Raw genomic sequence first — 25644 nt, 5'->3', positions numbered from 1 at the left:
CAACCACCGCGCCGTATAGTGCGCCGCACGCGCGGTGGTCCGCGCTTGCCTGTGCCGGTCCCTGCGTGCGCCTGCTGCCCCGTTCCGCGTCCTCGTCGTCCCTGTTGCGTTGGGTCCTGCTGCTGTTGTGGTTGTGCGCGACGGTGGCTTCGGCCCAGCCGCAGGACACCGACGATGCGCCGCCGGATCCGCAGACCCTGCTGGACAACGCCGCCAAGTCGCTGAAGGATGCGCGCGGCAAGGAAGTGGATGCGGGCAACCAGACCGCCTTCCAGGACCTGGTCGCGCAGGTCTCCGACGCCGCCAGCGATGCGCAGACCGCGGTGGACGCCCTTGCGCCGCAGCTGGTGCAGGTGGAGGCACGCCTGCAACAACTCGGCCCGGCCGCCACCGGCGACTCGCCCGACATCACCGCGCAACGCAAGGCGCTGACCAAGCAGCGCGACAGCCTGGACTCGGGGGTCAAGCGCGGCAAGCTGATGGTGGTGGAAGCACGACAACTGGCCGACGAGATCGAACGCGTGCGCGCCGAGCATTTCAGCCAGGAGCTGTCGCTGCGCTCGCCGTCGCCGCTGTCGCCGGCGCTGTGGAAGCAGATCGCCGACGACTTTCCCGACGACCAGGCCAAGCTGCTGGCGCTGTACACCCTCGGCATGCAGTCGCTGCAGGACGCGATCGCCGAGCATGGCAGCGGCGCGCTCGGTTTCGGCATCGCCATCGCGGTGATCCTGCTGTTCCCGCTGCGCTACCTGCTGCGCTGGCTGGGCAAGCGCTATGCGGTGTCGCGCGCGCCGGGCAGCCGCCTGCGCCGGTCGGGCCTGGCGATCTGGTTCCTGCTGCTGGGCACGTTGACCCCGGGCCTGGCCGCGCTGGCCCTGGCCGAAGCGCTGCGCAGCATCGATGCGGTGCCGGAGCGCCTGGACGCAGTGCTCAACGGCTTCGTGGTGGTCAGCTTCGCCGCGGCGTTCATGGGTTCGCTCGGCGCCAGCGTGCTGCTGCCGAACCAGCCGAGCTGGCGGCTGTTCCCGATCGACGACGCCACCGCGCGGCGCCTGCGCAAGTACACCTGGGCCACCGCGGCGCTGGCCTGGCTCAGCAGCATGCTGCTGGTGATCAACCAGGCCGCGCGCACCAGCGACTCGGCCACCGTCGCCGCCGATGGGGTGATCGCGCTGGTCTACGGCGTGCTGATCCTGGCCACCCTGACCAGTCTGTCGCGGCTGCGCCGGCGCCAGTACGCCGAAGCGGCGGAGCAGGCCCTGGCCAACGCGCAACCGCCGCCGCCCGGGCAGCACGGCGGCGCCCTGGCGCTGATCGGGGTGCTGGTTAAGGTCGCGGTGGTGGTGGCGCTGCTCGCGGCGCTGCTGGGCTATCTGCACCTGGGCCTGTTCATCACCCGGCAGATCATCTGGATCACCATGATCGTCGGTGCGGTGCGGCTGCTGATGACCTTCGCCGACGACTTCGCGCTGTGGCTGTTCGCCAGCGAAGGCCGCATCGGCCGCGCCGCCAATGGCGCGTTCGGGGTGCGCTCGAGCCGGCTCGAGCAGGCCGGGGTGCTGACCTCGGCGCTGCTGCGGGTGGTGCTGCTGCTGATCGGCATCGGCGCGCTGCTGATGCCGTTCGGCACCAACGTCTCGATCGTCTCGGACTGGTTCTCGCTGCTGTCCGACGGCATCCGCGTCAGCGACAAGGTGGTGCTGTACCCGGGCGCGATCGTGCGCTCGGTGCTGGTGTTGCTGCTTGGCCTGGGCGTCATGCAGTACCTGCATCGCTGGCTGACCCAGACCTATCTGCCCAAGACCGAACTGGACGACGGCTCGCGCAACTCGATCAGCACGGTGGCGCGCTATGTCGGCATCATCCTGGCGGCGTTGTGGGCGCTGGCCGCGCTGGGCATCGGCCTGGAGCGGATCGCGCTGGTGGTCAGCGCGCTGTCGGTCGGTATCGGCTTCGGCCTGCAGTCGATCACCCAGAACTTCGTGTCCGGCCTGATCCTGCTCGCTGAGCGCCCGGTCAAGATCGGCGACTGGATCAAGATCGGCGACCAGGAGGGCGACGTGCGCCGGATCAGCGTGCGCGCCACCGAGATCCAGGTCGGCGATCGCTCCACCCTGATCGTGCCCAACTCCGAGCTGATCACCAAGACCCTGCGCAACATGACCCTGGCCGGGCCGCTGGGCCGGGTGCAGATCCAGTTCGCGGTGTCGCTGGGCACCGATGTGACCAAGCTGCGCGCGCTGCTGCTGGAGCTGTACGCGGCACATCCGGGCGTGCTGGACGACCCGGCGCCGTCGGTGTTCATCGACTCCATCGCCAACGGCCACGTCACCCTCAACAGCTTCGCCTACGTGGCCTCGCCGCGGCTCACCTACGGCACCCGTAGCGAACTGTTCTTCGCCCTGCTGGAGCGCCTGGCCGAGGAAGGCATCGCGTTGGAGTCGCCGCAGGAAGTGAAGCTGTTGCGTGAGCCGCGGGAGAGCCGGGATTAGGGATTGGTGGCGCGCGAAGCGGCTTTGGCCGCCAGCTGCCGGCGCTGCAGGTCGCGGCTGAGCCGCTCCTACGAATCCCCAATCCCGATTCCCCAATCCCGGCCTTTAGCGCCTGCCGCGCTCCTCGCGGGCGCGGATGCGCCGGTCGAACAGCACCGCGCTGACCACGATGCCCAGGCCCAGCACCACGCCGAGCAGGAACAGCACCATCGCGATCGCCGGGTAGCCGAACAGTTTGGTGCCGGTGTCGATGCGCATCATCTGCGTGGAGGCCAGGATCAGCGCGGCGGTGACGATGCCGGCGGCGACGCGGTTGGCGATCTTCTGCAGGCTCTCCATCAGCCGCGATTCCTCCAGGCCGGCCACGCGTACCTGCAGGCGGTTCTCCGCGGCCAGGGTGAGGATGTCCGAGAGCCGGCGCGGGCCTTCGCGCAGCAGCGCCTGCAGTTCCATCGCCTCGCTGGCCAGGTTGGCCGCCGACAGCGATTTCTTCAACCGCGCGCGCATCACGTGCTGCAACTGGTCCTCGACCACCACGCGGGTGTCCAGGTGCGGCGACAGCGCGCGGCATACCGCTTCCAGGTTCAGCAGGGTCTTGCCGAGCAGGCTCAGCTCGGGCGGCGTGCGCAGCCCGTAGGTGGTGGCGATGCGCACCAGGTCCAGCACCACCCGGCCTTCGGACATGGCGTCGTGCGCCGCGTAGCGGGCGATCATCTGCCCGGTCTCGCGCTGGTAGCGCTCCTCGTCGAAGTCCTCCAGGCGCGTGCTCAGCGCGATGGTCTCCTCGGCCACTTCCTCGCCGCGGCCGTCGACCGCCGCGAACAGCAACTTGAGCAGGCGCTCGCGCAGCTTCGGCGGCACGTGCGCGACCATGCCCAGGTCGAAGATCGCCAGGCGCCCGTCGGCGAGCACGCGCAGGTTGCCCGGATGCGGGTCGGCATGGATCTCGCCATGCACGAACATCTGGTCCAGGTAGCCGCGCACCAGTGCCGCGGCCAGGTCGTCCATCGGCTGCTCGGTGCGACGCAGCCCGGAGATCTTGTCCACGCGCACGCCTTCGGCCAGCTGCATGGTCAGCACGCGGCGGCTGCACAGGTCCCACACCGGCTGCGGCACCCACAGCTGCGGGAACGGCCGCAGGTGCTCGCCGAAGCGCGCCAGGTTCTCGGCTTCGGCCTCGTAGTTCAGTTCGGCCAGCAGCGCCTTGCCGAACTCGGCCAGCCAGTCGGCGAAGCGGATGCGCCGGCCCAGCCCGGTGAGCTTGTCGGCGGCGTTGGCGAAGCTGCGCAGCACCTCAAGGTCCGAGCGCACCTGCGCGGCGACCTCGGGCTTCTGCACCTTGATCGCCACCGGCGTGCCGTCGCGCAGCGCGGCACGGTGCACCTGCGCCAGCGAGGCGCTGCCCAGCGGCGTGTCGTCGAAGGCGGAGAAGGCCTTGTTGATGCCGACGCCGAGTTCGGCCTCGACGATCTCGCGGATGCGCTCGCTCGGAATCAGCGCGGTGTTCTCCTGCATCCGCTCCAGGGCGGTGGCGAACTCCGGCGGCACCACGTCCGGGCGCGTGGACAGCATCTGCCCGAGCTTGACGAAGGTCGGGCCCAACGCTTCCAGGTCGGTGACGAACTGTTCCGGCGTGCCTTCCGGCGGCAGCTCGTGCTCGCCCTGGGCGGTCTCCATGTCCATGCCGGAAAACACCCCGGAGCTGCGGTAGCGCAGCAGCAGGCGCAGGATCTGGGTACGGCGGCTGAGGCCGCCGATCACGTGCGGGGTGTCGGCCGCGTCGGGCGTCGCGCTCAAGGTGGGCTCCGGGCAAGGGTAGGCGCGGTCGAGTGTGGCGATGGCCGGGTCGTTGCGCGGTGAATCCCGCCGCGCGCGTCGGCTGGGCGCCGCTGCCGGGAGGTGCCTGCATTCGCTGCCGGGAAGGGGGCAATGGTCGCTGTCACACGACAGGCGCGATCCCGGCCTTGCACATGGTCTGCCGCCGTCGGCGCTACCCCCGGCGCTGGCGATGGCGTCCTCGTCATGGTGATGCGTCGTATCCTGCCGCGTTGCGATAGCGAGGATCGGAAGCGGAATGCGGTGGAGTGAACAGGCGATATCGCGCGGAGCGCGTCGATGCTCCCGCTTGCGGCGCGGCCAGCGGTGCGATGCGCCGGAGACCGCACCGCCCGACGGCGCGATGCGCGCACAGGCACGCGGTGTCGGCGTGGCCATGGCCCGATGAGCCGACGTCGGCTCGCGCTGCTGGTGGCGGTGGTGATCCTTGCGCTACTGGTCATGGTCTTGCTGGGCGACGACGGTGCCGGCGTCGCCACCGAGGTGCGCAACGCCCTGCGCTCCTTCGCGCGTGCCTTGTTCTGACGTCGCAGGCGGTCGGCCGCCTCTGTTCCAGTGCCACGGCCGGGCTTATTCTGGGAGTTCGCTGTCACCTGCCAGGAGCGCTGCCATGCCCGTCGTCGTTTTCCCTGCCGTCCGTCGTGCCGCGGTCCTTGTCGCGTGCGCGCTGCTGGCCGTGCTGCTGTCGGCGAACGCGACCGCCGCGGCCGCGCCCCAGCGCTATGCCGGCGAGGATTTCGACGACAAGGCCTTTGCTGCCAGCAAGCGCCGCAGCTACGAGCTGCAGGACTTTTCCGACCGCTACCGCGCGACGCTGGAGGTCGAGGACAACGACGGGGTGTTCCGGCCCGGAATCGTGCGCGTGTTTGCCCGCGGCAACGCCACGCCGCTGCTCGAAGTGGCCTCGCCAGAGTTGGTGGTGGACACCGATGCCAAGGGCACCAAGGTCAAAGCCAACGTGCATGAGTTGCCGTACGGCGAACAGAGCGTGCTGATCTACGACGATTTCAACTTCGACGGCATCAAGGACCTGGCGGTGATGGACGGCCAGAACAGCTGCTATCACGGCCCGTCCTACCAGGTGTATCTGGGTACCGCCGACGGCTTCGAGGCCAGTCCCGGCTTCACCGAGCTGGCGCAGAGCAACTGTGGCCTGTTCCAGGTGGATGCCGAGGCGCGTGAGATCCACACCATGACCAAGGACGGCTGCTGCTGGCACCAGTACGCGACGTACTCGATCCGCGATGGCGCGCCGCTGCTGGAGAGCGAAACGGTCTTTGACGCGCGCGGCGACGGGCCGGGACTGGAGCAGGAGACGGTGTATCGCGACCGTGGCGGCAAGCGCGTGCCCGACATGCACTACGTGTGGGACGAGGAAGGCGAGACTGCGGTGGGCCAGCGCAAGATCCTGCTCGAGTTCCGCCTGGCGCCGGCCGGAAAGCGCATCGTGGTGTTCGCCAACGTCGGCGATGGCGCCAGCAGCAAGCCGTTCTATGCCGCGATCGGCGCGCAGCAGCGGGTGGACCTTTTGTATCCGGATGCCGAACGCGAGGCGATGGACTACGACGCGGACCGGCACGTGCTCAGCTTCGAGCGTGGCGACACTACCTACCGCATCGTCGGCAATGCGCAGGGGGTGCCGCAGCGCATGGAGGTGGTGGTGCGCGGCAAGGTGCAGCCGCTGACGCTTCAGCCCGGCTCGGTGCGCGGCTCGCTGCAGGCGGTGGCGAAGGTGCTGGAGGCTGCGTCGGCGGAGTAGCGGGCCGCGGGTCGTGGTGCCGAAGGGCGCTGGCGATCCGGGCTACACGGGTCGGGACTGAAGTCCCTCCCACAGTGCACCCGGTCAGCCCATTGCAGCCCCGATGGCGCCATCTGTTGGAGCGGCTTCAGCCGCGACGGGCGTTCCCGGTGAAGCCTGTCGCGGCTGAAACCGCTCCTACAAAGGCTGCAGCCGGCGATGGTCCTTGAACTGCATGCGAATCTGCGTGCGTGTGCGGTGATGACGCCACGCATGTGGGGTTCGTCGTGGGAGCGGCTTCAGCCGCGACAGCCGTTCCCGACGATGCCTGCTGCCCTCGTTACCCATACCTGCCTTGCGCCGCGTTGGCCGACCCGACCGGTCGCTTCACCCCCACGCCGCGAACGCCCGCGCCACCGCTTCGGCGCCGGGGTCGATCACGCCACGCAGTGCGTCCGCGGGCACCGCGGCAGCGCGGCCGGCGCCAGCGCGGGTGAGGTGTGCGGTGGCATCGGCGCCAGCACGTGCGGCGCGCGCGGCGGCGCCCACGCCGGCGCCCTGCGCCAGGGCGTCCAGCGCCGGCAGCAGCGCGTCTAGCAGGGTGCGGTCGCCGCGTTGCGCGCCGCCGTAGTGCTGCATCCGGGCCACGCCGGCCTGCAGGGCCTGCACCCAGTCGCGGCCGTCCGCCAGTGCGCCGGCGGCGGTGGTGAACAGGATCGACAGCAGCACGCCGCTGGAGCCGCCCATGCTGTGTTCGATCGTCGCCGCCAGGCCGCGCGCCAGTGCGGCGTCATCGCCGGTCGCCAGCGCATCGGTGTCCAATGCCTGCTGCAGGGCGCGCGCGCCGGCGGCGAAGGTGCTGCCGGCGTCGCCATCGCCGCTGCGCGCGTCCAGCGCGTCCAGCTCCGCCTGCGCGGCGATCAGCGCCTGCGCCACGCGGGCCAGTGCCGCGGCGCACTGCGCGTCGCGCGCGCCATGGCGGTGGCTGTCGTCGCGCTTCAGCACCGGAGCAAAGGTCTGCGCCGCGTGCGGCACGCGCACGCCGGGCCAGCCCAGGGTCTGCACCGGCGCCTGCAGCGCGGCCAGCACGTCGGCATCGGCCGGCGCCAGAGTGATCGAGAAACCGTGCATGTCCATCGAGGTCATCAGCGCCGCCGGCAGCGGCATCAGCGCGATGCGGTCGACGCCGATGCGCTGCAGCGCCAGCCGCGTCAGCACGCCCAGTTCCTGCGTCGAGCAGCCGCCGAGGTCGTTGAGCATCAGCACCAGCGGCGCGTCGGCACCGAGGCGGGCATCGGCCTGTGCCAGCAGCGGGTCCAGCACCAGCGCCAGCGCCTCTTCCACCGCGCCCGGCTGCACCGGCCGCGCACCCGGCTCGTTGTGGATGCCCAGCCCCAGTTCCGGTGCGCGACGGCCCACGTGCTGGCCGGGCACGCTGCAACTGGACAACGCCATGCCCAGCGACAGCAGGCGATCGGCGAAGGCTTGGCCGCGCTGCGCCAGTTCGGCCAGCGGCACGCCCTCGCGCGCCAGGTGGCCCACGTACTTGTGCACCAGCACCGTGCCGGCGATGCCGCGCGGCTGCGCGGCGTCGGGCAGGGCGATGTCGTCGGCGACCAGCACACTGGCCACGTCGATGCCCTCGGCGTGGGCGCGCTCGGCGGCCAGGCCGAAGTTGAGCCGGTCGCCGGTGTAGTTCTTGATCACCAGCAGCACGCCGGGCGCGTCGGCGCAGGCGCGGATCGCCGCTAGCACCGCCTCCACGCCGGGCGAGGCGAACAGGTCGCCGGCGATGGCGCCGCTGAGCATGCCCGGGCCGACGAAGCCGGCATGGGCCGGTTCGTGCCCGGCACCGCCGCCGGACAGCACCGCGACCTGGCGCGGATCGCGCGCAGCCTGCAGCACGATGCGGGTGCCGCTGTCGGCCTCGGAGAGCAGCAGCGGTTGCAGCATGGCGGCGGCCGCGAGCACGTCGTCGACGATGGCGCGGGGCGCGGTGAGGAACTGGTCCATGGCGTCTCCTTGGCGGTGCGGGGCTGGGCCGCAGGGTAGCCGAGTGCGGGTGATGCTGTGGCGCGCGGCGCCGCCACGCGATCTCGGTGAGAATGGCGCCGACCTTTCCAACAGGAACGCGCATGGCTCGCACCAGCCTGTTCACCTTGCTTGGTGCGCTGGCGTCCGCGCTGGACGAGACTGCGCGCCGGGCCCCGGCACAAGCGCGGGCGGTGGCCGCGGCGCCGATCGGCCGCGCCTGGTGGCTACTGGGCAAGGCGTTCGGGCGCGCGCTGTTGGGCAAGCTGGCGCTGGTGCCGGCGTTGCTGGCGCTCTACGCCATGCTGCCGCCACTCTCGGTGTTCGGGACGCACGACAACGTCACGGATCGGCTGACGCTGGGGCTGTTGTGCTTGTGCGGGCTGTACCAGAGCTACGAAAGCCTGGAGTGGCTGGCGCGCTCCTGGCGCCGCCCGGCGGCCGATCCTGGTGCCGAAGACGACGCCCGGATCGCCGGGCTGCTCAAGGGCGCGATGCGGACCGATGTCGTCGTGTCGATCCAGTGCATCGTCGTGACCGGCCTGGTGCTGTCCATGCTGCCGTTTGCGTTTTCCGCGCTCGGCGTGGCGCTGATGGCCGTTGCGCTGGCACTGGTCATGTACACACCGGTTGCCGCGCTCGTCCTGCTCGCCGACCTGGGCCTGCGCGTGCACGGTGCGGGCGGTCGCGTCGCGGCGCTCGGGCGCGTCCTGTTGGCGCTGGCGCCGCGGCTGTTGCGTGGCCTGTCGCTGCTCGCGTTGGTTGTGTCGCTCGTGCTCGGCGCGGCGTCGGCGATCGGCGCGACACACGCATTGATCTTCCCCTCCTCGCCCGAAGGCCTCATCAAGTAGCGTTACGTCAGGTTGTGCAGCGCGCGGGGACGGTAATGGGATACACCCGGGCGGAGACCGATGCGGCCGGCAGCCCACCGCGTGCCGGAATCGGCGAGAATCGCCGCTCATCCCGAATGGAATCCCCGCATGGCCGGCGCCAGCCTGTTCACCCTGCTCGACGACATCGCCACCCTGCTCGACGACGTGTCGCTGCTGACCAAGGTCGCGGCCAAGAAGACCGCCGGTGTGCTCGGCGACGACCTGGCGCTGAACGCGCAGCAGGTGACCGGGGTGAACGCCGACCGCGAACTGCCGGTGGTGTGGGCGGTGGCAAAGGGTTCGCTGCTCAACAAGGCGATCCTGGTGCCGGCGGCGCTGGCGATCAGCGCGTGGCTGCCGTGGGCGATCACCCCGCTGATGATGATCGGCGGCGCGTTCCTGTGCTTCGAGGGCGTGGAGAAGCTGGCGCACCGCTTCCTGCATTCGAAGGAAGAGGATGCGGAACGTCACGCGCAAAAGGTGCAGGCGCTGGCCGACCAGCAGGTGGACGTGGTGGCGCTGGAGAAGGACAAGGTCAAGGGCGCGATCCGCACCGACTTCATCCTCTCGGCGGAGATCATCGTGCTGTCGCTGGGCGTGGTTGCCGGCGTGCCGTTCGTGCAGCAGCTCGCGGTGCTGGTGGCGATCGCGCTGGCGATGACCGCCGGCGTCTACGGACTGGTCGCCGGCATCGTCAAGCTCGACGACCTGGGCCTGTACCTGAGCCGCAAGGGCGCCGCCGCCGCGACCATCGGCCGCGGCATCCTGTGGCTGGCGCCGTGGTTGATGCGCACCCTGTCGGTCGCCGGCACCGCGGCGATGTTCCTGGTCGGCGGCGGCATCCTGGTGCACAGCATCGGCCCGCTGCATCACGCCATCGAGGGCATCGCCCCGAGCGGCGGCCTGGGCAGCCTGGTGCTTGCGTTGGGCAATGCCGTGGTGGGAATCGTGGCCGGCGCCGTGGTGCTGGCGGTGGTGTTGGGCGTCAAGAAAGTTCGGGAGTAGGGATTGGAGATTGGGGATTCGCAACAGCTGGCCAAGCGCGCCGCTCTGCCAATCCCCAATCCCGACTCCCGAATCCCGCGCCGGCACCGCCGGCGCTAGTCGGCCGAAACCACCCGGTTCTTGCCGGCCTTCTTGGCCTCGTACAGCGCACGGTCGGCGCGGCGGATCAGCGCGTCCTGCGCTTCGCCGGGCTGGCGCAGGGCGACGCCGGCGCTGAAGCTGACGAACACGCGCTGGTCCTCGTGCACCACCGCGCGCTGGGCCAGGGCGCGCTGCACCCGGGTCACCGCCGCGCTGGCCTCGAAGATCGTGCAGTCCGGCATCAGCAGCAGGAATTCCTCGCCGCCGAAGCGGGCGATGGCGTCGCTGGCGCGCAACGTGGTGCTTGCCACTTCCACCACGTGGCGCAGCGCGCTGTCGCCGCCGGGGTGGCCGTAGGTCGCGTTGAGCTGGCGGAAATCGTCCAGGTCCAGCATCGCCACGCACAACGGCTGCGCGCTGCGCTCGGTGCGCACCAGTTCGCGCGCGAACAGGTCCTCCAGGCCGCGGCGGTTGAGCGCGCCGGTGAGCTGGTCGACGCGCACCAGGCCGCTGACGTCCTGCAGTTCCTGCTCCAGGCGCAGGATGCGCTGTTCAGCCGCGTCCACTTCCTGGCGCGCGGCGATCAGGTGGTCGCGCGCGCGCAGCGCCTGCTCCTGCACGTGGCCGGTGTCCTGCAGCACTTCCTGCAGCAGGCGGTTGAGGTCGGCGATGCTGCGCGCGTCGCGGATGGTCTGCGAGTAGTCGGCGATGCGGTCGTGGAATTCGCCGGTGCTGGCGGCCATGCCGTCCAGGTCCGCGACGAAGGTCAGCATCAACTCCTTCATGGCGTTCTTGGACTCGGCGATGCCCTGCTTGAGCAGCCCCTGCTTGTAGATCACCTCGCGCAGGCTGCCGCGTGCCTCCTCGATCGAGTAGCGGTCCAGCGGCCCGGCGATCAGGTCGCGCACCACCGCGATCTGGCCCTGCAGCCAACTGGTGTCTTCGAGCAGTTCGCCGACATTCTCCAGCAGCAGGTCGAACAGGCTCAGCAACAGCGCCTGTTGCTCCTGGCCGTCGTTGGCGCGCAACGCGATCTGGTGGCACAACTCGCGGACCTGCTGCGCCACCGGTTCCAGCGGTTGCCCAGGGCGCCACTGGCGCAGCGCCTCGCCGCTGGCCTCGGCCTCGCCGGCCAGCTCGGGCAGGGTGTGCAGCAGCGCCGCCAGCGCGCCGGCCACGGTCTGCCGCAGCAGGTCGCGCAGGCGCTCGCTGTCGCTGGGCCCGGCCAGTGGGTCTTCGATGTCGATGGTGCGGATGTACTTGTCGATCAGCTGGCGCAGCGCGCGGCCATAGCTGGGCCAGTCGCCGCTGCTCGCTGCCGATTGCAGGCGCCGGCCCATGTCGCCCAGTTCGCCATGCAACGAGGCCATGCCATCGGCGAAGGCGCCGAGCAGGCCTTGCGGCTCGTGCGCCTGCTGGAACAGGCGGATCAGCGCGGCGGTGGCGGCGGCCGGGTCGGTTGCGCCCGCCACAGGCGCCATCGCGTGGCCGTGCTTGTGCCCATGGCCATGCGCGCGCGCCGGCAGCGTCGCGGCCGCCGTCGACGCCGGCTCGCGCCGACGTGGCGACAGCAGTTTGCGCAGTCCGCTGATGGGCGGCTCGTCGCGTTGGTCCGACATGCCGGCCGGCTCCTCCCCAGTCAATGCGCCGCCCATGCTGGCGCTCAGGCTCTGGATATCGGCGCCGGCGGCGCGCGCTTGAGCGGGCGGGTGGTGGGTCTGTGAAGAAGACTCCATTGCGGTCGTACCCTCACCCCCAGCCCCTCTCCCGGGGGGAGAGGGGAGTATGTGCTCAGGCGGCGTGGTCGCCCGTCCCTTCTCCCTTCGGGAGAAGGTGCCCCGAAGGGGCGGATGAGGGTCGGGTGGCTAGGGAGGCGTCTGGGGAAGAGGTTCCCTAGCTGTCGCACCCTCACCCCCGGCCCCTCCCCCGAAAAGGGGGCCGTGGTCCCGGAGGGAGAGGGGAGCAAGCCTGGCTTGCCGAAAGATCGCCGCGTGTCCGGACGCCGTGCAAGACGCGCACGGCACTGGCACTCTGGCGGCCGTGCCTGCCGCAGCGTCGACAGCGCTACACGCGCCCCACCTCCACCGAGACCGAGCATGGCCGATTCCCGCGAACCGCTGCTGCACCCTGTCCCGATCCTGTCCTTGCGCCCGACGCAGATGACCGTGGGCATGCGCGAGGTGAAGGAGAAGCGCAAGCGCTGGCGCGCACACGCCTCCAGGCACAAGCAGGCCGAGCTGCTCGGCAAGCACATGATCCCGGTGGTGCTGGGGCCGGACGGCAAGTACTACGTGGTGGACCATCACCACCTGGCGCGGGCGCTGCACGACGAAGGGGTGAAGGACATCCTGGTCACGGTGATCGCCGACCTCAGCGTCGTCGACAAGGCCGCGCTGTGGAGCGTGCTGGATCATCGCCGCTGGGCCTATCCCTACGACGCCAAGGGCGAGCGCCGCCCATTCAAGGACATGCCGACGTCGATCGCCGACCTGAAGGACGATCCCTACCGCAGCCTCGCCGGCGAGGTGCGCCGTGCGGGCGGCTATGCCAAGGACACCACCCCGTTCAGCGAATTCCTGTGGGCCGACCTGTTCCGCCGCCGGCTGCGGCGCCGCGACATCAAGGACGACTTCGCACGCGCCATGGAGACCGCGCTCGCGCTCGCCAAGAGCAGGGAGGCGAGCTACTTGCCCGGCTGGTGCGGGCCGTCGTCCGACGACTGATCGGTGGCCGCGGCATGGTGCGGCTTGCCGCCCAGGAGCCCGTGCAAGGCGCGTTCGACGCGGCCGCCGACCAACAGGATGACGAAGGCGATGGCCAGGGAGACGGCCACGATCTGCCATTGGCCGGCGCCGCACATGATGCCGATGCAGGCGGTGAGCCAGACGCAGGCGGCGCTGGTCAGGCCATGCACCCGGACGTGTTTCTGGGTGTGATAGATGACGCCGGCACCGAGGAAGCCGATGCCGGTCAGGATGCCCTGGATGACGCGGCTGCCGGCGTCGGTGAAGCCGCCCTTGCCGAGCGGGTCGGCCAGCAGCACCACCATCGCGGTGGCCAGTCCGACCAGTCCCAGCGTGCGGACTCCGATCGGCTTGCCGTGCAGGTCGCGGTTCAACCCGATCGCCGCGCCGGCGAGGGCGGCGATTCCCAGGCGCACGGCGATGTCGGACAGCTCGATCAAGGCAGGTCTCCTGGTGGATGTGACGCCGTGGGCGGCCGGCCCATCATAGGAAACCCGGTCGCGCGCATGTCGTGTGTGCCGTGGGTCGGCTTCAGAGCGCGGCGCGGACCTCGTCCAGGCTCGGTGGGTTGGCGCCGGCGCGGGTGCAGTTGATCGCCGCGGCGGCCACGCAGAACTGCAGCAGGCGCTCCAGCGCGGCCGGCTCGCTGCCCAGCGCCGCCAGCGCGGCCGGGTCGGGCAACTGCTGCAGCAGCGCCGCCTGGAAGCTGTCGCCGGCGCCGACCGTATCGGCCACCTGCACCATGCGACCGGGCACGCGCGCCTCGCTGTCGCCGCGCCAGGCCACCGCGCCATCGCTGCCCAGGGTCATCACCACCAGCGACGGCCCCTGCTGCAGCCAGCTGCGGGCGATGGCGAACGGATCCTGCTGCGGATACAGCAACTCGATGTCTTCCTGGCTGACCTTGACTACGTGCGCCAGCGCGATCCAGCGCGCCAGCCGCGCGCGCCATACCGCCATGTCCGGTTCCACCGTCGGCCGCACGTTCGGGTCCAGCGAGATCAGCCGCTGCCCGCGCTCGCGCTCGGCCAGCGCCTGGAAGGTGCTGGCGGTGGTCTCGGCGACCAGCGTGTAGGAGCCGAAATGCAGGCCGCCGACGCGTGCGTCCAGCGTCGGCAGGTCGGACTCGGTCAGTGCGCGGTCGGCGCAGCCGGTGCCGTAGAACGCGTAGTTGGGCACGCCGCCGCCGTCGAGCGCGACCATCACCAGGGTGGTCGCCTCGCGCTTGTCGATGCAGTAGTCCAGGGCCACGCCTTCGTTTTCGAGAGTGGCGCGCAGCTGGCGGCCGAGCGGGTCGGTGGACAGGCCGGTGAACAGCGCCGACGGCGCACCCAGGCGGGCCAGGCCGATCGCCACGTTGAACGGCGAACCGCCCTGGCGCGCGGTCATTCCGACCGAGGTGCCGGCGTAGCCGTCGATGAAGATGTCGTACAAGGCCTCTCCGCACACCACGAACATCGAACCGCTCCTCGTCAGGTTGCAGCGCGCCGGCCGGCGCGATGGGGCGGCTATTGTGGCGTACCTGCTGCGGCGCGGCGACCGTGCGGGAGCGGGCTGCTGGGCTGCCGTGTGGGGTGGCCGCCTGGATGGCGCTCGTACCGTCATTTAGGGAGGAAGCCTGACTGGCGTTCGTACCCTTATCTAGGGAGGATGCCTGGCTTGCGGCCGTACCCTCATCCGCCCCTTCGGGGCACCTTCTCCCGAGGGGAGAAGGAACAGCCGTGCGCCATAGCCCCTCTCCCCCCGGGAGAGGGGTTGGGGTGAGGGTAGGAGCGCGCAGCGCCTCGTGGATCCTGGACGCCAGCCGTACGGCACTGTGCTGGTGCGTGTGGCTGCGCGCTGGCGTGTAGGACGGATGCCTGGGCTGGCGCTCGTATGCTCATCCAAGGTGGATGCCTGGCTGGCGCACGTACCCTCATCCGCCCCTTCGGGGCACCTTCTCCCGAGGGGAGAAGGGAACAGCCGCGCGCCCATAGCCACTCCCCCCCCCCGGGAGAGGGGTTGGGGTGAGGGTAGGAGCGCGCAGCGCCTCGTGGATCCTGGACGCCAGCCGTACGGCATTGTGCTGGTGCGTGTGGCTGCGCGCTGGCGTATAGGACGGATGCCTGGGCTGGCGCTCGTATGCTCATCCAAGGTGGATGCCTGGCTTGCGGCCGTACCCTCATCCGCCCCTTCGGGGCACCTTCTCCCGAGGGGAGAAGGGAACAGCCGTGCGCCCATAGCCCCTCTCCCTCCGGGAGAGGGGTTGGGGTGAGGGTAGGGCGCGCAGCGCCTGATGGGACCCACCCCCGCCGCACATGTCCCCGACAGCACCTTCCCGCCCTCCCTGCGATAGTCGGAACCTCCCCGCCAGCCTCCAAGGACATCCCCATGAAGATCCTGCTCGCCGGCGCCACCGGCCTGGTCGGCGGCCACGCGCTGACCCAGCTGCTGGCCGACCCGGCCTGCAGCGCAGTGATCGCACCGACCCGGCGCGCGCTGGAGCTGGACCATCCCAAGCTGCACAACCCGGTGCTCGACTTCGACGCGCTGCCGGCGCAGGCGTCGTGGTGGCAGGTGCAGGCGGCGATCTGCGCGCTCGGCACCACGATGCGCCAGGCCGGTTCCCGCGAGGCGTTCCGTCGGGTCGATCACGACTACCCGCTGGCGATCGCGCGGCTGCTCCGCCAGCACGGCGCCGAGGCGTTCGCGCTCAACTCGGCGCTGGGAGCGGATCCGCAGTCCTTGGCGTTCTACAACCGGGTCAAGGGCGATCTGGAAAACGACCTGCGCGCGCTCGGCTTCCCATCGTTGACCCTGGTACGGCCCGGGCTGATCGGCGGCGAGCGTGCGCAACGGCGCCGCGGCGAACATGCGGCCAGCGTGGTGCTGCGGGCGCTCGGGCCGCTGCTGCCGCGGCGCTACCGGATCAATCCGGCCGAACGCATCGCCGCGGCGCTGGTCGCGGCCGCGCTGCAGCCGCGACCGGGCGTGCAGGTGATCGATGCGGCGCAGTTGGTTTAGGAGCCGGGATTGGGGAGTGGGGATTCGGGATTGGAGAGGGCGCGCGAGGTCGCAGCATTGCGTGTGCGATGCAATAGCGGCAGCCCCGCCTAGGAGCGGTCGTCTGCGGCGCGACGCCGGCGCCAGGCCACATCAACACCGCATCGCGTGCAGCCCACACTCTTCGCCACGCGCTCGCGCGCACTGGCCGTGGCCGCACACGCGACCTGCCTCAGGCGCCCAGCGACTGCCCGCCGTCCACCGCCAGCACCTGGCCGGTGATCCAGCGCGCCTGCGGCGAGGCCAGGAACAGCGCTGCGTTGGCGACGTCGTCGATCGCGCCGAAGGCGCCGAACGGAATACTGGCGCGGATCTGCCGGTACAGCTCCGGCTGCTGCTGGCGGCGCTGCTCCCAGAGGCCGCCGGGGAACTCGATGGACCCGGGCGCGATCGCATTGACCCGGATCCGCTCGCGCGCCAGCTGCGTCGCCAGCGTGGTCGTGTAGTAGTTCAGTGCTGCCTTCGCCGCCGAGTACGCCGGCACCCGCGGCGTCGGCCGCAGGCCGTTGATCGAGCTGATGTTGAGGATGCAGCCACGGCCGCTGCCGCGCAGATGCGGCAGCGCGGCGCGGTTGCAGCGCACCGCGGCCATCAGGTCGACGTCGAAGCCGGCCTGCCAGCTCGCATCGTCGTCGCCATGGCCGTAGCCGGAGGCGTTGTTGACCATCACGTCGATGCCGCCGAGCGCGTCGGCGGCCTGCGCCACCCAGCCCGCGATCTGTGCGGCGTCGGCCAGATCGCAGCACTGCGACGCGACCGGGTGGCCGTGGCGCTGCAATTGCGTGGCGGCGTCGGCCAGCGGCGCGGAACTGCGTGCGCAGATCGCCACCGCCGCGCCGTGCCGGGCGAAGGCGTCGGCGATGGCAAGGCCGATGCCGCGGCTGGCGCCAGCGACGAGCACGCGGTATCCCGCGAAGGCGGATGGATCGGTCATCGGTGGCTCCTGCGTGGCCGTGGGGCGTGTGCCGATTATCCGCGCAATCCGCAGCACGCGGCCGCTTCTGGCACCATGGCGGCCGTCGCACGCGCCGCCATGGTGCGCCCGCCGCGCCGCCGCCTTGCGATGGCCGCATTCCCTTTCCAGGATTTCCCGCAGTGAAGAAGACCTACCGGCTCCGCATCGAAGGCAAGCATCCCGACCGCCTGCTCGACGCCGCCAAGCACGACATCCGCAAGTACATCCGCCGCGAGCGCCGCAAGACCCTGCCGGCCGGCGCCGACTACTGGGATTTCGACACCCTGTTCGGCACCGAGGAAGCCACCGCTGCGGTGCTGCCGCCGGCCGAGCTGCTGCGTGCGGTCGACGCGCTGGTCGCCGCCGGCGGCGATCAGTTCTACGTGGAAATCCGCAGCCGCGCGTGCACGCGGCCGCCGCGGGCCACGGGCGGCCAGGACGAGCGCGAGCACGATCCGTTCGAGGACTGAGCGCGATCCGGCGCGCCCGCCGCGTCGGGACCCACGCGGCGCAGCTCAGCCGCTCGCGGGCGGCTCCCCGTCCTGCGCACGCGCCGCGCGCAGTCTGTCCTTCTTGCTCGGTCGCTTGCCCTTGATGCCGCCGGTGGAGGCGGCCGCCTCGGTGGCCGGCGTGGCTGCCGGGGTCGGCGCCTGCGTCGGCTCGAAACCGGGAATGCGTTCGCGCAGCACGCGTACGCCCTGGCGTTTCTCGATCAGGCGCAGATGCGCCGCGCTGGCAGCGTCGACGAAGCTGAGCGCCTGGCCCTCGGTGCCGGCGCGCGCGCTGCGGCCGATGCGGTGGGTGTAGTCCGCGGTGGAACGTGGCAGGTCGTAGTTCACCACCACCGGCAGCGCGGCGATGTCGATGCCGCGCGCTGCCAGGTCCGTGGTCACCAGCACCCTTAGCTGCTGTTGGCGGAACGCGTCCAGGGTGCGCTGGCGCCGGCCCTGGGCCAGCTCGCCATGCAGCGGCTGCGCGGCGATGCCGGCCTTGGCCAGCGCTGTGGCAACTCGTTCGGCATCGCGCCGGCTGGCCACGAACACCAGTGCGCGCGGCCACGCTTCCTGTTCCAGGAGATGCTGCAGCAATGCCAGGCGACGGCCGTCGTCGACCTCGATCGCGCGCTGGCGCAGCGTCGCCGGAATCGGCGCGGCGTCGGCGTTTTCGCCGATCCGCCGCGGCGCGCGCAGCAGGCGCGTGGCCAGCGCGGCGATCGGTGCCGGCATGGTGGCGGAGAACAGCAGGGTCTGTCGCGTCGGCGGCAGCAGTTGCAGCAGCCGCTCCAGTTCGGCGCCGAAGCCCAGGTCGAGCAGGCGATCGGCCTCGTCCAGCACCAGGTGCGCCACCGCGTCCAGTTGCAGCGCGCGCTGCTCCAGCAGGTCCAGCAGGCGCCCGGGCGTGGCCACCACCACATCGGCGCCGCCGCGCAGCGCCAGCATCTGCGGATTGATCGAGACGCCGCCGACCGCCACGACCACCCGCGGCCGCCGCGGCAGTTCCAGGCCCAGTGCGACGAAGGTGTCGGCGACCTGCACCGCCAGTTCGCGGGTCGGTACCAGCACCAGTACGCGGGTGGAACGCGCCGGCCTGGCCGCCTGCGCGCAGGCCTGCAGCAGCGGCAGGGCGAACGCCGCGGTCTTGCCGGAACCGGTCTGGGCCATGGCCAGCAGGTCGTGGCCGGCGACGATCAGCGGCACCGCCTGTTGCTGGATCGGCGTGGGCGTCTGCCACCCGGCGCGCGCGAGCGCAGCGGCGAAGGCGGGATACAGCGCGGGCGACAGACCGAGGGAAGCGAACGGCATCGGGAGACGGGCAGCGAGGCCATGCGGGTCACGGCGGGCGTGCAGTATCGCCGACCGCGCGCGGACTGGCGAAGGCGCGCTCAGTGCGGCAGGTCGGTCGCCCGCTCGGCGGCACGCGCCGCCGCCCGCGCGTAGCGCCGCTTCGCCAGCCAGCCGTCGCCTTGCAGGGTCTGCCGTAGCGCCAGGGTGTCGGCATCGTCCGGCACCAGCCGGCAGGCCGCCTCGCACCAGCGCACCGCACGGTCGAAGTCCTGCCAGGCTGGATTGGAGGTCGTGCCGTGGAAGTGGCCGAGGCCGCGCATGGCCTCCACCCAGCCGGCATGCGCGAACCGGGTGAGCACGCCCAGGACGCGCTCGATCCGCGCCGGGTCGTCGTCGTGGTGGGCGAGGAAGTGGCGCAGGCCGTGCAGACAGGCGTTGGCGCGGCGGCTCGCGCGTTCGGACAGCGTCGGCAGCGCCGCGGTGGCTTCCAGGCAGGCGATCTCGCAGTCGTTGGAGAGGCGCACCAGTTCATCCGGTGCCAGCCCGGCGATACCGCCTTGTTCGATGCCGCGGTCGTACACCACGCTGAGGTTGTACGCGGCCCGCGGAAATCCGTGTTCGGCCGCACGCCGGTACCAGTGGATCGCCAGCGTCGGGTCGTAGCTGTCCTCATCCTCGAAATAGCGATAGCCCAGGGCGAACTGCATTTCCGGATAGCCGAGCTCGGCGCCGCAGCGGGCCATGTGTTGCAGTGGACCGTGCTGCACCTGCTCGTCGAATGCGTAGTAGACGTCGTTGAACGGGCACACCTCTTCCGGCGCGGGCAACGGTGCAAGCGTGGCGGCGTGCCGGTACCACGCCTCGGCGATGGCCGGATCGCGCTGCACGCCTCCCCAGCCGGTATCGCACAGCAGGCCGTAGAGCACGGCCGCATGCGCCGTCTGCGCGCAGCTGCGCGCGGCCAGCGCGCCCAACCAGTCGGCCTGCAGCTGTCCGCTCTGCACCGCGGCATGCAACGCCCGCAACAGTTGGTGATCGTCCAGGCGCAACGGCGCCGGCAACGCGGCGACGGCCGCCAGATGGGGAACGGCCTGGTCCGGCCGTTCGGCGAAGCTGTACAGCTCCGCCAACTGCAGATGCACCTGCGCACGGTCACCGTCGTCGTGCGTGCGGTGCAACAAGGCATGCCCTTGCTGCACCGCCTGCGCGACCGCCTCGGCGTCGTCGGTCTCGATGCTGTCCACGTCGATCGCGTCGAGCCAGGCGACCAGGCGCAGACGGTGGCGTTCGCCTTGGTCGAGGCGGGCGGCCAGGGGCCCTTCGGCCAGCGCCAGGATCTCTTCGCGGCTGCCGCCCCAGCGTGGGGTCTGCAGCGTGGCGTAGGACAGCAAGGCTGCCAGTCCATGGCCGCTGTGGCCCAGGGTCAGCGACAGCCAGAACCACGCCGGCGGCACGGGGGCGCTGGGGTCTGGCCTCCCGTCCGGCGCGTGCAGTGGCGCGGGCAGCATGGAGGGCAGGCCCAAGGACGCGATGTCCCGCGCGTCCGCCGCATCGAACGTGGCGTTGTCGTTGGGATGCACGCCCTCGCACCGCCAGTGCGTCAACCAGTCCGGTTTGCCGAAGGCCTGCACGCTGCGGGTGAGCAGCGTGCCGAGGATCCACGGCAGCGGAAACCGCACCATCAACTGCAGCGCGTCTGCAAACAAGCGCCACTGCGCGAGGCGCACCGCCCGCCACTGCGTTTCGTCGACGCCGTCGGCCCAACCGGTGCCGCGCGCCTGCAGCGCCCGCCGCTCCCAGAAGGCACAGCGCAGGAGCCGCGGTGCCAGGCTGTCCGGAGACTGTCGCTGCCATGCGTCCAGCACGGCTGCCAGCGCAGCGGGACGGGTGGCGGCCAGTGCACCGGTCTCATCCACGACCCGCGCGTACAGCCTCGCCTCGCCGGCTGCGTCAGTGGCGGCGAGCAGCGTCTGCAACTGCGCATCCACCGCGTCGAATCGCTGGGCGAGCAGGTCGTGTTGGAACGGGGTCAGATCGGCGCGCGCGGCTTGCGCGACGGACATGGCGGGATGCATGGGACGTCTCGGATCGGAAGGGAAGTGATAGGCGGATGCGGTGCCGTCGCGGCGCAAACTGGCGGCCCACACGGGGGACGCAGGCATGCCGTATCGCCACGGCGGATCGCGTCGGCAGCGCGCCGATGGCGGCAAGGCCCGGTCCGGTCCCCGCGCGCGTGGCGGCGCAGGTGCGGAGCGCTATGCGCTCGCAGACGGCGCCGTCGTTGCGCGCCGAGAATCCGCTTGCGCGCAGGCGCCGCACCGTCCGCGATGGCGGCTGGCGGTGAATGCGGCATTGGGCGCAGGGAAGGGAAAACGAAAACGGGCACGGAACAGGCGGGCCTCGCCGTCTGCCGTCGCGGGTCGCACGCGCGGCGTCGCAATGCAGACGGCCGGCATGCGGACATGGGGCGTCGAGTGGGGCGCGCAGTATAGGGCAGCGCCGTTAGCGCACCGTCGTGGGCATGGCGTCACCGCCGGTGGCCAGGCGGGTGCGGCCCATGCGCCGATCGCTGCCGCTTCCGCGGGTGCATGCCGTGCCGTGCGGACAAACAGTTGCGAACGTGCGTGCCCCGTGTCGGTGCTGCGCGCGGCACTCGCGTGATCATCACCGACACCGTGCCGTCGGCAGCACCGTGACAGCGCGGATCGGCGCAACGCACGGCCTTGTGGATCTCCGTCGCCGCGGGCCCGGCCATCGCTGTCGATGGCCGGGCCCGCAGGGCTGCTGGGGCTACTGCGTGCAGCTCACGCCGACGGCGGCGAAGGCGTTGTTGACCGCGGTCACCGAGCGGCCCAGGTCGCTGGCGGCGGTGCGCACGCCGCAGGCGCCGCTATTGAAGGTGGTGCTGGGCGTCCAGTACAACTGGTTGGCGCGGGCGAATACCTCGAACGCCAAGCGCGTGTTCCAGCCCGAGGTGGTAGCCAGGTTGTAGAACGCCTTGTTGTACACGCCCGAGGAGTAGTGCACGTCCAGGCCGCTGCGGTAGTTGGCGGCGTTGTCGATCGAACTGCCGTCCTGCGTCGGGTTGGCCATGTAGCGCAGCGCACCGTTGGCCTTGAAGATCTCGGTGCCAACCTTGAAGTCGTTCGTGCCCTTGAGGTAGTACTCGGTGGCCTCGCCGGACATGTCCGAGAACGCCTCGTTGATGCCGCCGGACTGGCCCGAATAGGTGAGGTTGGAATGCTGTTCGGTGAAGCCGTGCGAGACCTCGTGGCCGGCGACATCCGCGCTGACCAGCGGATAGAACCGCGTGTTGCCGTCGCCGAAGTTCATCGTCGAGCCGTTCCAGAACGCGTTCTCGTAGCGCGTGCCGTAATGCACGCGCATCACCAGTTGGAAGGTCAGCGGTGCCACGCCGACGTAGCTGCGGTACATCTTCTCGATGACGCCGCCGAAGTAGTGCGCGTCGTTGATCGGCGAGTAGGCGCCGTTGATGGCCTTGTAGGTGTTGCGTGGGCAGGTGAACTGGTACGCGGTGGTGCCGGAGCTGCCGCCGTTGAGGTTCACCGACTTGACGTTGCTGTTCTGCATGCGGCAGCTGTCGTCCACCTCCAGGAAACCGTGGATGCTGTCGCTGCCGTACTCGTACTGGCCGGTCTTGGCGTTGCCGCCGGGGCCGGTGGCGTCGCGCGTGGTCAGGGCGTCCCACTGTTTCAGGATGGCGCCGCTGCGCGCGTCGACGATCACGAACGGCCGGCTCGGCGCGCCGCCCTGCGGCGCATCGGCGAAGAACGACACCACGTAGGCCAGGTGCGCGCGGTCGCTGTCGTCGAGATAGATCATCTGCGGCGCCTGCGCGCGTTCGATGCGACGCTCGGCCTGGGCCGCGCCCAGCGCGACGCGCCGGGCCAGCGTCAGCGCGGCATCGGCGCTCAGCGACGCGCTGGCGGCATTGGCGGCGGTGGCCGGCAGTTCGCTGGCCAGCCCGGCCACCGAGCGGCCGAACAGGCTGCGCACGCTGCCGTCGGCGCGCTCGCTGACGATCACCTGTTCGCCCCACACCGGAATGCCGCGGAAGGTCTGCTGGTAGCGGCGGTGCACGGTGCCGTCGGCATCTTCGCTGCTGCCGAGCAGGGTGAGCGCGGATTCGGCATCCAGCCCGATCAGTTCGGCATGGCGCACCGCGGCCGCGGCCGGAATGCCACCGACGCGCGCTGCGGCGCTGCGGTACTGGGTGCTGAGCGTATCCGGGTTCTTGGCGTGCAGGTCCACGCGCTGCGCGGCGCTGGCGGAAGTGGCGGCGAGCGCGAGCAGCAGGGACGAGACCAGTGCCGACGGACGATGACGAAGCGACAGGGACATGAGCGGAATCCTCGAACGCGAGAAGGAAGGACACGCCGACGCGGCAGCGGAGCGGCCGTAGCGCGGTGACGTGGCATGACGACTGGGGCAATGCGGCCGATCGGCGCAGTGCCTCCCCCTGTGCAACGACCATAACGGCGCCGCCGCGTCGCGTGGTAGACAGGTTGCGTTCAGTCTTCCGAGACTGCCGAATGTGCTCTGCACACTGGCGTGGCGCGTGATGCGCCGTTGCGGCAGACCGGCGCGCCATCACAGCATGACGCCTGAAACCCGGACGTCGACCTGCGTGCGATGCGATGCCGTTCCGTGCAGCGAGCCCGTCGCGGTACGTTCGAACGCGCGCTGGGAGAGCGGTGTCGGCCGCGACGTGCCGTGCACGAATCGCTCGATGGATCGGACAGCGATTTGTCGGAGACCGTAGCAATACAGGGATGGGTTTAGGCGGCCCCCGAGCCATCCACGCTAGAAGAGCTTGAACCCCGACATCTTTCCGTGCGTCGCGTCGGGACTGAAGGCCCTCCCACACTGGTGGTGCATCTGCTGCTCCATGTGCAGTATGCGCATTACCTGGTGTCAGGCAGGTCGCCTGATATGCACCGAATGCACGCCGAAGCGATCGGCAACGCAACCCCACTCACGTAGCACCCGGTCATTGCACTGTGGGAGGGGCTTCAGCCCCGACGCGCTGTGCTGGAGTTGCTCATCGGCTATCGCCCCGCGATGTGTAGAAGACCGCAGAAAGTACGCGCGCCTCCACGTGGCGTCCGAGCCATCCGCTGCGGAAAGGCTTGAGCTGCGACGCTGTTTTGTTGATCGCGTCGGACTGAAGCCCCTCCCACATCGGTGGTGCATCTGCTGTTCCGGGCGCAGCAGATGCACCGCCTGGTGTCAGGCAGGTCGGCGGATATGCAAGGTGGCCGTCGCGCTCAGGCCGACAGCGCCAGGTCGTCGATCATCGCGCGCAGGAAGCGCGCCGCTTCGCCGCCGGTGCAGGCGCGGTGGTCGAAGCTCAGCGACAGCGGCAGGATCTTGTGCGTTTCCACGCCGCCCATCACCGGCACCAGCTGATGGCGGGCGCGGCCGGCGGCAACGATGGCCACGCACGGCGGCACCACGATCGGCGTGGCGTAGCGGCCGGCGAACATGCCGAAGTTGGACAGCGAGATGGTGTAGCCGCTCAGTTCCGAGGCCGGGATGCTGCGCGCCTCCACCTGCTGGCGCAGGCGGTTGATGCCTTCGCGCACGCCGCGCGCATCGAGCATGTCGGCGTTGCGCAAGGCGGGCACGAACAGGCCATCGTCGGTGTCGACGGCGATGCCGATGTCCACGTGCGCGTGCAGGGTGCGGGTCAGCGCCTCGCCGTCGAACCAGGCGTTGAGCGCCGGCACCGCCTGACAGGCGGCGACGATCGCGCGCACCAGGCGCCCGGTGGTGTCGTTGCCGGGCGTCCACGCGTGCAGGTCGGCATCGTCGTTGAGCGTGGTCAGCACCACCTGGCGCTGCGCCTCGGCCATCACCCGCGCCATGTTGCGGCGCACGCCCTTCAGCGGCTCGGGCTGGCCCTGCACGGCCACGCCCGGCGGCTGCGTGCGCATCGGCTTGCCGGCGGCGGAGAGCGGGGTGCGCGCGGAGGGGGCCGCTGTCGTCGGAGCGGCGTTCGCTGCAGCCTGCGGGGCGCGTGCGGTCGCGGCGACCGCCGCCCCGGCATTCGCATCCGCCTTCGCCGAGCCATCGGTCGCGGCCTGCTTGACGTCCGCCAGGGTGACCGCGCCGTCGGCGCCGCTGGCGCGCACGCGGCCCAGGTCCACGCCCAGCTTCTTGGCCAGGGCGCGCACCGCTGGCATCGCGCGCACGCCGCCGACCGACACGGCTTGTTCGCTGTGCACGGTGTTGGAGCTTTGCATCGCGCCGACCACGGTGCCGGCATCGTCGCGTTCGCCCGTGGCCTGCGCGTTGTCGGCGTCGTGCAGTTCGCCGCCGTCGTCGGAGGCGACCACGCGATCGTCGGCCGCGGCGGTGTCCGTGCCGGCACCCTTGCCGGACGCGGCCGGCGCCGCGCCGCCGTGGTGATGGCCGGTGTCCTGGCCTTCGGCGCGCTGCGGCAGGTTGGGGTCGGGCGCGAACTGCGCCAGCATGCTGCCGGTGACGACGATGTCGCCCGGTGCGCCGGCCAGCTTCAGCACCTTGCCGGACACCGGCGAGGGCACTTCGACCACCGCCTTGGCGGTTTCCATCGATACCAGCGGCTCGTCCAGCCGGATGGTGTCGCCTTCCTTGACGAACCACTCGACGATGGTGGCGTCGGGCAGGCCTTCGCCCAGGTCGGGCAGATTGAAATTCTTGGTTTGGCTCATGTGGTCTCTTCCAGCAGTTCCAGGTCGCGTGCCGGCAGCCAGCCCTGCGCGCCGTCGGCGCGCTCGGCCCACCACCAGTCGCCGTATTCGTGATGCAGGACGACGGTGTCGCCCTGCGCGGCATCGAGTTCGCGTGCGTCGTAGTCGCGCAGCGCCACGGCATGGCCGTCGCCGGTCGGCTGCAGCCAGGCCAGCGGCGCCCAGCCGGCGCTGCCGGCGGCGCCGGTGATCCAGACGAACGCCGGCCACTCCTCGTCGCGCACGCCCAGCGCGACCCGCTCGCCGGCGGCGATGCGGATCGGATGCGGATAGGCGGCGCGGTAATCGCTGATCAGACGTGCCTGCATA

At 70.8% G+C, this 25644-nt stretch carries 19 protein-coding genes; 8 read left to right on the top strand and 11 right to left on the bottom strand.

All coding sequences use genetic code 11. From position 1 onward, the window contains the following. Positions 1-104 precede the first annotated feature (104 nt). The gene (locus tag GGR64_RS12580; protein ID WP_160969389.1) at positions 105-2492 is read left to right on the top strand and encodes a DUF3772 domain-containing protein; all 2388 of its coding nucleotides are present in this window, start codon (positions 105-107) and stop codon (positions 2490-2492) included. 105 nt (positions 2493-2597) lie between these two features. Here GGR64_RS12580 and GGR64_RS12575 read toward each other — a convergent pair whose 3' ends face one another. Continuing rightward, entirely contained in the window at positions 2598-4289 is a 1692-nt protein-coding gene (locus GGR64_RS12575) for an AarF/UbiB family protein (protein ID WP_184646225.1), read from the bottom strand. 423 nt (positions 4290-4712) lie between these two features. On the opposite strand from GGR64_RS12575, the gene GGR64_RS12570 reads away from it, so the two are divergent. Further along, complete coding sequence (locus GGR64_RS12570) at positions 4713-4853, top strand: hypothetical protein (RefSeq protein ID WP_184646223.1); 141 nt, start codon at positions 4713-4715, stop codon at positions 4851-4853. Positions 4854-4938: 85 nt separating this feature from the next. Further along, the gene (locus tag GGR64_RS12565; RefSeq protein WP_184646222.1) at positions 4939-6087 is read left to right on the top strand and encodes a hypothetical protein; all 1149 of its coding nucleotides are present in this window, start codon (positions 4939-4941) and stop codon (positions 6085-6087) included. Positions 6088-6453: 366 nt separating this feature from the next. Here the strand turns inward: GGR64_RS12565 and GGR64_RS12560 are convergent, their stop codons facing one another. Beyond that, positions 6454-8079, bottom strand: coding sequence for a dihydroxyacetone kinase subunit DhaK (locus GGR64_RS12560; RefSeq protein WP_184646220.1), 1626 nt, complete (start codon positions 8077-8079; stop codon positions 6454-6456). Between the two features lie 122 nt (positions 8080-8201). On the opposite strand from GGR64_RS12560, the gene GGR64_RS12555 reads away from it, so the two are divergent. Together GGR64_RS12555 and GGR64_RS12550 are read left to right on the top strand one after the other, a co-directional pair. Then, the gene (locus GGR64_RS12555) at positions 8202-8948 is read left to right on the top strand and encodes a DUF808 family protein (RefSeq protein WP_184646218.1); all 747 of its coding nucleotides are present in this window, start codon (positions 8202-8204) and stop codon (positions 8946-8948) included. Positions 8949-9077: 129 nt separating this feature from the next. Beyond that, positions 9078-9974: a DUF808 domain-containing protein gene (locus GGR64_RS12550; protein WP_184646216.1), complete on the top strand. Its 897-nt coding sequence runs from the start codon at positions 9078-9080 to the stop codon at positions 9972-9974. A gap of 95 nt (positions 9975-10069) precedes the next feature. Here the strand turns inward: GGR64_RS12550 and GGR64_RS12545 are convergent, their stop codons facing one another. Then, positions 10070-11674 (bottom strand): GGDEF domain-containing protein, encoded by a 1605-nt coding sequence (locus GGR64_RS12545; RefSeq protein WP_184646214.1) that lies wholly within the window; start codon positions 11672-11674, stop codon positions 10070-10072. Positions 11675-12151: 477 nt separating this feature from the next. Here GGR64_RS12545 and GGR64_RS12540 point away from each other — a divergent pair, with 477 nt between their 5' ends. Further along, positions 12152-12778 (top strand): ParB-like protein, encoded by a 627-nt coding sequence (locus GGR64_RS12540; RefSeq protein WP_160969361.1) that lies wholly within the window; start codon positions 12152-12154, stop codon positions 12776-12778. On the opposite strand, the gene GGR64_RS12535 is transcribed toward GGR64_RS12540, so the two are convergent. After that, complete coding sequence (locus tag GGR64_RS12535) at positions 12739-13239, bottom strand: MgtC/SapB family protein (protein WP_184447329.1); 501 nt, start codon at positions 13237-13239, stop codon at positions 12739-12741. The genes GGR64_RS12540 and GGR64_RS12535 overlap by 40 nt on opposite strands. Before the next feature lie 91 nt (positions 13240-13330). Then, positions 13331-14257, bottom strand: coding sequence for a carbohydrate kinase (locus GGR64_RS12530; protein WP_184646212.1), 927 nt, complete (start codon positions 14255-14257; stop codon positions 13331-13333). A gap of 912 nt (positions 14258-15169) precedes the next feature. Between GGR64_RS12530 and GGR64_RS12525 the strand changes: the two genes are divergently transcribed. Next, complete coding sequence (locus GGR64_RS12525) at positions 15170-15802, top strand: NAD-dependent dehydratase (protein ID WP_184646211.1); 633 nt, start codon at positions 15170-15172, stop codon at positions 15800-15802. 211 nt (positions 15803-16013) lie between these two features. On the opposite strand, the gene GGR64_RS12520 is transcribed toward GGR64_RS12525, so the two are convergent. Next, the gene (locus tag GGR64_RS12520) at positions 16014-16775 is read right to left on the bottom strand and encodes an SDR family oxidoreductase (protein ID WP_184646209.1); all 762 of its coding nucleotides are present in this window, start codon (positions 16773-16775) and stop codon (positions 16014-16016) included. 161 nt (positions 16776-16936) lie between these two features. On the opposite strand from GGR64_RS12520, the gene GGR64_RS12515 reads away from it, so the two are divergent. Continuing rightward, the gene (locus GGR64_RS12515; RefSeq protein ID WP_184646207.1) at positions 16937-17266 is read left to right on the top strand and encodes a DUF6172 family protein; all 330 of its coding nucleotides are present in this window, start codon (positions 16937-16939) and stop codon (positions 17264-17266) included. A gap of 45 nt (positions 17267-17311) precedes the next feature. On the opposite strand, the gene GGR64_RS12510 is transcribed toward GGR64_RS12515, so the two are convergent. The 5 genes from GGR64_RS12510 to GGR64_RS12490 all read right to left on the bottom strand — a co-directional run bounded on the left by GGR64_RS12510 (position 17312) and on the right by GGR64_RS12490 (position 25643). After that, positions 17312-18598, bottom strand: coding sequence for a DEAD/DEAH box helicase (locus GGR64_RS12510; RefSeq protein WP_184646205.1), 1287 nt, complete (start codon positions 18596-18598; stop codon positions 17312-17314). 80 nt (positions 18599-18678) lie between these two features. Beyond that, positions 18679-20643, bottom strand: coding sequence for a DUF4034 domain-containing protein (locus GGR64_RS12505; RefSeq protein ID WP_184646203.1), 1965 nt, complete (start codon positions 20641-20643; stop codon positions 18679-18681). A gap of 727 nt (positions 20644-21370) precedes the next feature. Next, positions 21371-22942, bottom strand: a complete 1572-nt coding sequence (locus GGR64_RS12500) for a M4 family metallopeptidase (protein ID WP_184646201.1) — start codon at positions 22940-22942, stop codon at positions 21371-21373. 926 nt (positions 22943-23868) lie between these two features. Beyond that, positions 23869-25296, bottom strand: a complete 1428-nt coding sequence (locus GGR64_RS12495) for a dihydrolipoamide acetyltransferase family protein (protein WP_184646199.1) — start codon at positions 25294-25296, stop codon at positions 23869-23871. Further along, positions 25293-25643, bottom strand: coding sequence for an SH3 domain-containing protein (locus GGR64_RS12490; RefSeq protein ID WP_184646197.1), 351 nt, complete (start codon positions 25641-25643; stop codon positions 25293-25295). Before GGR64_RS12490 ends, GGR64_RS12495 begins: the two co-directional genes overlap by 4 nt. Position 25644: the final 1 nt, after the last annotated feature.

This window comes from Xanthomonas sp. 3307, assembly GCF_014199735.1.
In the GTDB taxonomy this organism is placed as follows: Bacteria; Pseudomonadota; Gammaproteobacteria; order Xanthomonadales; family Xanthomonadaceae; genus Xanthomonas_A; species Xanthomonas_A rydalmerensis.
This window is presented reverse-complemented; position numbering and strand designations above follow the sequence as displayed.